The organism is Chroococcidiopsis sp. (assembly GCF_051657925.1).
Taxonomy (GTDB): Bacteria; Cyanobacteriota; Cyanobacteriia; order Cyanobacteriales; family Chroococcidiopsidaceae; genus Chroococcidiopsis.
Genome location: NZ_JBOFLP010000168.1, coordinates 1 through 8983, shown reverse-complemented (window position 1 = coordinate 8983; position 8983 = coordinate 1). Strand labels below are relative to the sequence as shown.

At 46.7% G+C, this 8983-nt stretch carries 9 protein-coding genes and 1 pseudogene; 3 read left to right on the top strand and 7 right to left on the bottom strand.

What is annotated here, in order from left to right:
* Positions 1-1214, bottom strand: a pseudogene (locus ACRC32_RS13735) (helix-hairpin-helix domain-containing protein); the annotation flags it as partial.
* 151 nt (positions 1215-1365) lie between these two features.
* Positions 1366-1515 carry a hypothetical protein gene (locus tag ACRC32_RS13730; RefSeq protein ID WP_438554499.1) on the bottom strand — a complete coding sequence of 50 codons (150 nt, stop codon included), beginning with the start codon at positions 1513-1515 and terminating at the stop codon, positions 1366-1368.
* 686 nt (positions 1516-2201) lie between these two features.
* Here ACRC32_RS13730 and ACRC32_RS13725 point away from each other — a divergent pair.
* Positions 2202-3851, top strand: coding sequence for a lipoxygenase family protein (locus ACRC32_RS13725; RefSeq protein WP_438554498.1), 1650 nt, complete (start codon positions 2202-2204; stop codon positions 3849-3851).
* A gap of 90 nt (positions 3852-3941) precedes the next feature.
* Here ACRC32_RS13725 and ACRC32_RS13720 read toward each other — a convergent pair whose 3' ends face one another.
* Entirely contained in the window at positions 3942-4904 is a 963-nt protein-coding gene (locus ACRC32_RS13720) for a tyrosine-type recombinase/integrase (protein ID WP_438554497.1), read from the bottom strand.
* A 219-nt stretch (positions 4905-5123) separates the two neighbouring features.
* On the opposite strand from ACRC32_RS13720, the gene ACRC32_RS13715 reads away from it, so the two are divergent.
* Entirely contained in the window at positions 5124-5381 is a 258-nt protein-coding gene (locus ACRC32_RS13715) for a TIGR03643 family protein (RefSeq protein WP_438554496.1), read from the top strand.
* Between the two features lie 103 nt (positions 5382-5484).
* On the opposite strand, the gene ACRC32_RS13710 is transcribed toward ACRC32_RS13715, so the two are convergent.
* The 4 genes from ACRC32_RS13710 to ACRC32_RS13695 all read right to left on the bottom strand — a co-directional run bounded on the left by ACRC32_RS13710 (position 5485) and on the right by ACRC32_RS13695 (position 8317).
* On the bottom strand, positions 5485-6438 hold the full coding sequence (locus ACRC32_RS13710) for a DUF5996 family protein (RefSeq protein ID WP_438554495.1): 954 nt from the start codon (positions 6436-6438) through the stop codon (positions 5485-5487).
* Between the two features lie 117 nt (positions 6439-6555).
* Positions 6556-7026 carry a recombinase XerD gene (locus ACRC32_RS13705; RefSeq protein WP_438554494.1) on the bottom strand — a complete coding sequence of 157 codons (471 nt, stop codon included), beginning with the start codon at positions 7024-7026 and terminating at the stop codon, positions 6556-6558.
* Between the two features lie 108 nt (positions 7027-7134).
* Positions 7135-7338: a hypothetical protein gene (locus ACRC32_RS13700; RefSeq protein WP_438554493.1), complete on the bottom strand. Its 204-nt coding sequence runs from the start codon at positions 7336-7338 to the stop codon at positions 7135-7137.
* Positions 7339-7411: 73 nt separating this feature from the next.
* Positions 7412-8317, bottom strand: coding sequence for an NmrA family NAD(P)-binding protein (locus tag ACRC32_RS13695; RefSeq protein WP_438554492.1), 906 nt, complete (start codon positions 8315-8317; stop codon positions 7412-7414).
* 253 nt (positions 8318-8570) lie between these two features.
* On the opposite strand from ACRC32_RS13695, the gene ACRC32_RS13690 reads away from it, so the two are divergent.
* On the top strand, positions 8571-8756 hold the full coding sequence (locus ACRC32_RS13690; protein ID WP_438554491.1) for a hypothetical protein: 186 nt from the start codon (positions 8571-8573) through the stop codon (positions 8754-8756).
* Positions 8757-8983 lie beyond the last annotated feature (227 nt).

Below are 8983 nucleotides of genomic sequence, written 5' to 3'. Positions count from 1 at the left end.
TCCATAGTGCGACGATGGTGCGAGTGCAAAAGGTCTTTCCCGTACCTGGACCACCTGTAAGGATTGTCACACGCTGACTCGCCGCCATTTCTACCGCTTGTTGCTGTTGGGCTGACAGCTCGATCCCCTTAGCTTGGGTAAATCGCTCGATCCAATTCCTCACGCGGGGTAGGTCAACCGCAACTGGACGAGCTAGCAAATGGTGAAGCTGGGCAGCTAGGTTTTGCTCGCTGTAATAGAAGGATAGCTGGTAGTAGATCAACTCATGCTCTCGATGTCCCTGCATTATCAATTGTTCTTCCATCCCCATTTGCACCAACAATTGGGCGATCGCTTCTGGGTTCGGCTGGTGATCTTTAATACTCAACCGCTTCACTACCTGCTCGATTAGTTCTGCCTGCGGTAGAAAACAATGTCCGTCTTCTGCTGCTTCTCCTAATACGTGGACGATCCCCGCTCGGTATCTATACTCGGAGTCGGGAGCAATGCCCAAGTTACGAGCGATCGCATCGGCGGTAACGAAGCCAATACCATATATATCTGTTGCCAGTTGATAGGGGTTGTTGGTGACAGTGGCGATCGCAGCGTTGCCATATTGTTTGAAAATCTACTATACAAACTGATGTTTCCTCTAGTGGTATTACAGTGGCGATCGCAGCGTTGCCATATTGTTTGAAAATCTTGACAGCGTATGTGGTAGATACCCCGTGACTCTGAAGAAAAAGCATCACTTCCTTAATGGCTTTCTGAGTTTCCCAGGCGCTTTGAATCATCTTGATGCGCTTTTTGGCGATGCCTGGAACTTCAACCAACCGCTCGATGTGATGCTCGATAACGTCAAGTGTTTCTAAGCCGAAGCAAGCAACAATGCGCTTTGCCGTTACGGGTCCCACACCCTTGATTAGACCACTACCCAAGTATTTCTCTATGCCTGTAAGCGTGGCAGGCTTAGTCTCTCTATAGTGCGTCACTTGAAACTGAGCGCCATACTGCGGATGATCCCGCCACAGACCAGTAAGCTGCAATGTTTGTCCTGCCTGGATGTTGGCAAAGCTACCGACAATCGTAATTAGGTCACGAGATTGTGCTGTCTTGAGCCGCGCTACAGTGTATCCAGATTCTTCTGAGTGGAATGTCAGCCGTTCCACCACTCCCGTAAGGTATTCATGCTGAAGAGTAGCTTGGGCTTGTGGTGTTTGGGGTAGAGTGGACATCGACGGCGCAAATCTCTAAGTACTTAAGCAGCCAATTTAACTAATCTCAAGTCCTTTTATTTAGTACAAGCTTACTAGAAAACGAGCAATATTTGTTGAGTCACCCGTTCGATGATTAACACACGCATCTGGAAGCTGTTTCAATCCTTTGTTAGATTTCTTGGGCGATTGCTAGTGACGCACTGGCGTTCTCTGCTGCTGCTGTTTGTCGGGGTTTATTTACCCTTACAGGTTTTTGGGGAACTGGTTTTCTAGGAAAATAGTGACTTTCTTGCTTTAATCTCAGTTGATTTGACAACATTCAGATGCTCGCTGCTACCAACTCCAGGTGGTTCGGGTTGAGGATTTAAGCCACCTGCAATAGTTTCTAACACTTCGTCAGATAATTCAACAATTAGCTCTTGTTTCTAGAAATTAAGTTGTTTTGCCGATCGCCCATGTTACGCTCCGCGTCACTTAGTTTATATTTTACATTATCTCTGTACGTCTGGTTTGTTAGTTTCATGCAAGGCTGCGCTCGTTCGCATACGACGTAATTACTATTACTAAAAGGTTATATTATCTACGTGGTAAATAGGAGATATGAAAGCGCCAATTAGGTAAGTTTCGAGCAAACTGGAGACGAACGAATGATTCAAAAACAACTCCGCTCCTTATCATAACTACTTTCTGAAGTTTTGTTACGGGTGATGGAATTTCTGAATTTAAAGTTGTAGTCAATCTAGTCATAGACTTTTGCTAAGAAATGCGTCTTAATTGGAAAGCGATCGCCTTTGAACAATTTTAGACTTCGGCTATTAGTCAATTCCTAAACAAATTGCTTTAACTCTGTTAAAAAATTTAGATAGTGAGGTCAATAAATCTCTCAGTATCCAGTTCCAATTGCAGATTTTGAAACAAAAATTGAGCGAACGCGCTTCATCCGAAAATGGAGAAAAAAGTCAAATAAATACTTTCACCATGTACTGTACTTGAGATAAGGAAATCATGAACGTAATTCAGCCGTCATCAGCGCAAATAGAGCGAGAAACGCGCCAGTTTTTCCCAGATCGCGACCAGTATAAATTTGACTACGATTTTCTAAAACCGCTAGCTCTGCTTCAACCCGTTGTTCCAGCCTTGCCGACTCCACCAGGCTACCCTCGCGTGCCTGGGTCTTCTACCTTTTCACCTTACTATGTATTCACGCGGTCGTCACTGCCTAACACCCTCGACCCCTTTGATGGACTGCAAGCCTTTGATGATTTTTTTCCAGCGCAGGGGAAGCCAGAAGTCAGTAAGATTTATCAAAGCGATCGCTCTTTTGCCCAGCAGAGATTATCTGGTGTGAATCCAATGGTACTCAAGCGGATCGTGCAGATTTCACCTCAATCTTCTGTGACTTATGAAGAACTCCAGCTCGCTTGCCCCTATCTGCGGCTAGATATGGCATTAGCCAATGGCAATATTTATGTTGCCGATTATAGTGGACTCGGCTTTGTACAAGGTGGAACTTTTAAAGACCTGAAAAAGTATTTACCCACCCCAGTTGCATTTTTCTACTTTGATGAAACTCAACAAGAATTAATCCCGATTGCGATTCAGGTGCAGCCCAAACCAGGTGGAGCAATTTTCACTCCGCAGGATACACCGCTAGATTGGCTAGTAGCCAAGATGTGCGTTCAAATTGCGGATGCCAACCACCACGAGATGGGCGCTCATTTGTGCTGGACGCATTTTGTGATGGAACCTTTTGCCATTTCTACACCTCGGCAACTAGCCATCAATCATCCAGTGCATTTACTGCTAGCGCCTCATCTGCGCTTCCTGTTGGCAATTAACGATCAAGGCAGACAACTGCTAGTCAATCCCTACGTTGATGGTCAAGTGGGCGGTCACGTCGATCGAATTATGGCAGGCACGTTAGAAGAATCCTTGGAGATTGTGAAGCACACCTATTCTGAATGGAGTTTAGACAAGTTTGCTTTCCCGCAAGAAATACAGAATCGCGGATTGGAGGATGCGAACAAACTGCCGCACTTCCCTTATCGAGATGATGGTCTGTTGCTCTGGAATGCCATTCATCAGTTTGTTTCCAACTATCTCAAATATTGCTATCCCACACCCGCCGATATTCAAGCAGATCGTGAATTACAAGCTTGGGCGCAGGAACTAGCCTCGCCAGATGGTGGACGGGTCAAAGGAATGCCTTGTTCGTTCTCGACGGTAGAGCAACTGATTGAGGTGATTGCCAACGTGATTTTTACCTGTGGACCGCAGCACGCAGCCGTGAACTATTCACAATTCGACTACATGGCATACATTCCGAATATGCCCCATGCTGCCTATGCCAATATCACTGGTAAAGGCATGATTCCAAATGAGAAAGCCCTGATGAAGTTCTTACCACCAAGGGATCAGGCAGAAGCTCAAATCAAAATTGTCACTTACCTGTCTTTCTATCGGCACGATCGCCTCGGCTATTATGATGAGGCGTTTAACCTTACCTTCCGCGAAACTCCAGTCAAGATGATGGTTCAGCAGTTCCAACAGGAGTTGAACGAGATCGAGCAGCGGATCGATGCCAGGAATCGGCAAAGGTCTATGCCTTATCCTTATCTCAAGCCTTCCTTAGTTCCAAATAGCTTTAGTGCCTGATTTTGCTGCTCCAATACAGGTACAAAAATTTACAAACACAGCAGATCCAACATAGAGACAGCGCCGCGCTTGGTTTCCTCTTTGCTCTTGCTATCCCTTCTTCCTACCCGTACCAGAGATCTTCAATGTCTGCACGGCGCGGCGCTTAGTTTCTTCGCTCCGACGACAGTAGCGCGAAGTCGTGTCAGGTGAAGAGTGTCCCATCAGCTTTTGTACAGTGACGAGATCGATCCCAGCGTCTAGCAAGTCGCCAGCAAAAGTCCGCCGGAAGTCGTGAGGAGAAAACGAGGCTACAGAGGCTTCCTCAGCACGTTTCTGCAACAGGAATAATACCGCTTGTGGCGTGAGCCGTTGTAATACGACTCTGCCAGCTTTGTTGACTTGGCATAGCAAAGGTCCAGGTGTTTTACCTCTAATAGAGATCCACTGTTCCACTACCCCAATGACGCTTTCTGGTAGATATACAGTCCGGTCTTTCTTTCCTTTGCCCGACCGCACCAGCATCGCCCCAGTGCTGGGAGTAAAGTCCTTCAAATCCAAATTCACCACCTCGCGCCGTCTCAGCCCCGACCCGCGCAGGATGACCAACATTGCCGCATCTCTAAAACCCGCCGGAGTGAGATCGCTCAGACAAACTTCCATCAGCGCCGCAATTTCTTGCTCACTCAAGGCGCGACCCCTTAACCCCTTAGTCACCTTAATACTTTTAAGATCTACAGCACGGGCATAGTCTACTGGCTCGATTAACTCCAGTCTCAAGGCTTCTTTCAACACTCGCCGTAGCGCACACAACATCTTATTCGCCGTCGCTGGTGCATACTTTTCCATCAAAGCAGCACGGAGAGCCGCCGTATGTTTGTATCGCAACTTAGACCAGTCCAAAGTAAAGCAATCACCTTCCCCATTGGTTAACAAAGAGGCGATCGTATCTAGGGCTTGTCGCATCGTCGGACGCGATCCTGGCGCGAGGGACGATACATATACCGCCGCCGGATGCTCGGTTAAAGGTAGGGGTGCGGTTAGAACCAGGGAGACTGGAGTGCTAATTGGCATTACTTATTAGAATTACCGTTCTCGCAAGTTTTATTCTGATAAGTAATCTTGCCACAAAAAGGGAAATAGTTCCGCGATCGCCATTTCTATTTAATTAAGCAACTACTGAATCTTTTCGGCAAAGTATGGGGTGTTGCCAGCAGGACAGCAGCAGATAGCGTGAATTGTCGTCCGGTCTTTACATAACTTAAAATTGTGGTAGGAAAGATCGAGCGTGTTATGAAGAAGTCGCCAGATTTAGCGCCTGAAACTATCGACCGAGTGATTGAGATGGCATGGGAGGATCGCACACCTTTTGAAGCAATTGAGCTTCAGTTTGGTTTACTGGAAAAGGATGTCATCGCACTGATGCGCCATCAGATGAAACCATCCAGTTTCAGGATGTGGCGAGAGCGCGTGACTGGGCGCAAGACTAAACATACTCACAAGCGTGGTTTTGTTGAGGGAAGATTCAAGTCACAGCGTCAAAAGACATAACATCAAGGGTGGATAGTGTTGAGTCAGGGGCGATGCAGCAATCTTTTCGGCAAAGTCTAAATACTCCAACTCTCTAGGTTGCCAAAATTTTCTCAAATTCATCTCAATCGACATTGTTGCGTGCGACTGGAGTATATTCCAGTGCTGCTCGATCCCAATTTGCTAAATTAGCAGCCGCCTCGTAGGTGCTTTGTAGGAAATCTTGCAGCATGGTATCCGGATCGTCAGCTTGTCGCACAACTTCGTAGGGCAGGATGAACTCTTTCATTTGCGAGCTATAGAACGCTGCGGGCGGCTGCACTAGGTAGTCTTTGAAGCCTTCTGGTTCTGGATAGGCATAAGCATAAAACAGCGCTTCGGTCGAACCACCTCCAAACCAAAAGCCACAACTACTCACCTCATGGGAGTATGCTTCTCGCGTCACCCAGTCTGCCATATTCGGGACACCACCAGGATGTTGTGGAGCGCGTCGTCCAGAGAAGCGAGTTACAGCCAGGTCAAAGCTGCCCCAGAAAAAATGTACTGGGCTACACTTGCCAACATAGCGAGAGCGAAATTGGGTCATCACTCGGTTCGCCTGCACCAAAATTCGCCAAAACCGTTGAGCGTATTCTGGATCGTAGGCAGCATGAATCTGGTCTTGCTCAAACGGAATCGGATTTGCCACTTCCTGTGGCATCGTCCAAATCTGCACCTGGATGCCAATTGCTTTCAAGGTACTCATCACCGCTTGATAAAAATCAGCCACGGAGCGGGGAGCTAGTGCAATGCTTTTGGTCGTGCCGTCGCTAGTCTCGATGCGTAGCTGATGGTCTAGAAAGTCAAAGTCGATTTGAAAACTGCCCGTTCTGTAGGGGATGGCAGAAGTTGTCAATCCGCGTGGAGTCACGTACAACGTGGAGTGCCACCAGTGATTGACTTTAGGAGCCAAAGCCAATCGAATTTTTCCAATAATCTGAGTCCATAGGTGCAGTGTTTCATAGGTGTCCTGCCACTCGGCAAGTAACAAACTAGACCAAATGGTAGCGTTAGACGTGTCAGGCGCAGGAGCGACCATAATGGCAACCTCCAGAGAGCGGGAAAGCAACTAGCGAATCGATGACTAACAACAGTCTATAATTTACTTGGTTGTGCTGCAAAAATCGCTGCAAGCAGGTTATCTATTCGGCAAAGTTTAAAGACTCCAGTTCTCAGGAGCTAGCCAGTAATCTTGAGGAATACCTTGAAGGCGGGGAAACAGCAAGAAAGCACCTAGCAGGTAATCGATAACATTTTGATAGACTGCGATCCCACTAAAAGCTTTGACTTTTTCCAGTGCTGCTTTAAAACCTGCGATCGCAGTTCTGTCAATGGCGCGGTATTCTTCCTCTTCTTTGCTAGTAAAATCAACAGTTGTGGCGTTCCAGTTCCAGAGCAAACAGCATTGCCGCAATGATAAACCTAATGGTTGCAGCAGTAAGGCAGCACGGTAATACAAACCAGTCCGGCGTAACATATAAGGATGCGCGGGGAAAGGAATATTGGCAATCTCCCCTGCTCGTTGAATGATATGGTGTAACGAGCGATCGCTTAGTCGCTGTTTTCGCTCGGATGCAAATAACCAATCAGTTGTGCGCTGCTCCTCAAGCAGAGTGTCAAATGTCAATCTCTGCCTCGCATAGAAGTTGTATGTTAGTAGGGGCTTGAATTTGGGGTTGTAGGTAATCGGGCTTGGAACGAATGCGATCTACACGCAGAATCTTTTCGGCAAAGTTTACGTCGCGCGACTCGTAACCAACATAACTCGGCTGGCTGTAGGGCGATCGCAGAATAGCAGGATGGCTAGTGCTTGATTTCTGATAGGGGAACGAGTATATTCCAACGCATCAATCAGCGCGTCAACTTCTGACAAATAGAGAAATTCGCGTTCGCGTCGCTGGGAGAAAGGAGTTTTGTGTGGGGGCGGGAATTTGGGCAATGAGGCAAGCCGAAAAAATTAGTAGCTAACCAAATTATAGGGTTAGAAGGGGTGGGAGTGCGATCGCCTCCGATCATAGACTTTCGTAAGTAAGTTCTTTGTTTGCCCAGTTTGTTTCTTCCAGAAATTCACTAAAAGTAGTCAGGAGATTGGGAAATTCTGCTCTCAATTGCCTGACATCCGCTTGATAGCCTTGGGTGCGATACCACTTAATCAGGGCGAATAGTTCCCATCGCCAAAGAAGTAGAAATATCCATGCAGGTATTTCTCTATAGACAACTGGCATGGACTGTACGTTGGAGAAGCTCTGCGCCATTTGTAAAGGAGTTAGTACGTCGCCTGCCAGCTTAATTTCTCGACCGATGTACTTTTGTGAATCGTTCATGACATAGGCAGCAATGCGACCCAGATCCTTAGTTGTAATTAAATGTAACGGTCGGTCGGGCTGAAGCGAAAAGGAGAAGATCCCTTTGAGAATGGATGGTCGCGTGTACTTCTTCCAAAACTCTTCCATAAATAGGCAAGCTCTGAGCATAGTTGTTGGCAAGCCAGCTTGTTTGAAAACTTGCTCCACCTGATACTTTTGCTCGATATGGCTGACTCCAGAATTTCTCTGTGCCCCACCAGCGGAGTTATACACCAAATGCTCGATCTTGGCATCACGAGCCGCTCGTGCCAGTCGGTGCGCTCTCTCGATCTCTTGTGGATCGGGTTTAGCAGCATCGGCAGACAAACCGTGGCAGTAGACAGCCGAAATTCCCCTCAAAGCTGCTTTGAGCGATGCTTCATCATCCAAGTTAGCTTCAACTAGCTCAACTCCTGCATCGCTTAACTTTGACAAGTCGGGGCGGCTCAGGTCGATTTTTCTAGTGATGGCGCGTAAGTGGGTAACTCCAGTATCGAGAAATCCCTTGACTGCGTTTTTGCCAGTGCCACCAGTCACTCCAATTAGCAAAACCATACCAATTCTTGATTCCATGTCATCAGGGAAAAGTCATGAGGGAAATTAACAATCTTTGCTTGTCATTTTATATATAATTGAGCAACAAAAAGCAGCTTTATGTGGTTTGGACTGCGAGAACGACTGCTGGTAGGTTGGCTCGCGATGAAGACGAAGAAGCTGCGATGGGGGCAGGCTGATATAGATCGGTTTTCTCTCTATAATTTTCCCACCCGCCGCAGTAAGAATAAAGACACAATTGTAAATAGAAATCAACTTTTTGAGGTAAGCTATGTTTCCTTTTTGGGGTAGTAGCTGCTACGGTAGCGAACCTATGACTCGCAAAAGCTTCTTAGAACGCAGGCTTCGGTTTCTCAAGTGGATGCGAGACGATCTAGAAACCAAATTAGCTGGGATTAATGCGGCGATTGGTAAAGTAGAACAGCAATTAGGTGAAGATGAAACAGCTCAGGTTTGAAGTTAGAGCTTGGGGCTGTATCTATACGTTACAGCTGATTAGATAAATACAATTGCAGTCTCAGCAAAGCAACTGGGACTTTTTTATTACTGGAGTTTAGACTAAAGCAAGCGAAAAATAGCTCGACAGTAGATTAGATTGATTCCATGTCGAACAGCCAAAGGGTTAGATGAGGTAAGAAGCGTTAAGCAGTATTTTTAGATACTTTCTTTGGCTTGGTAAAGCCT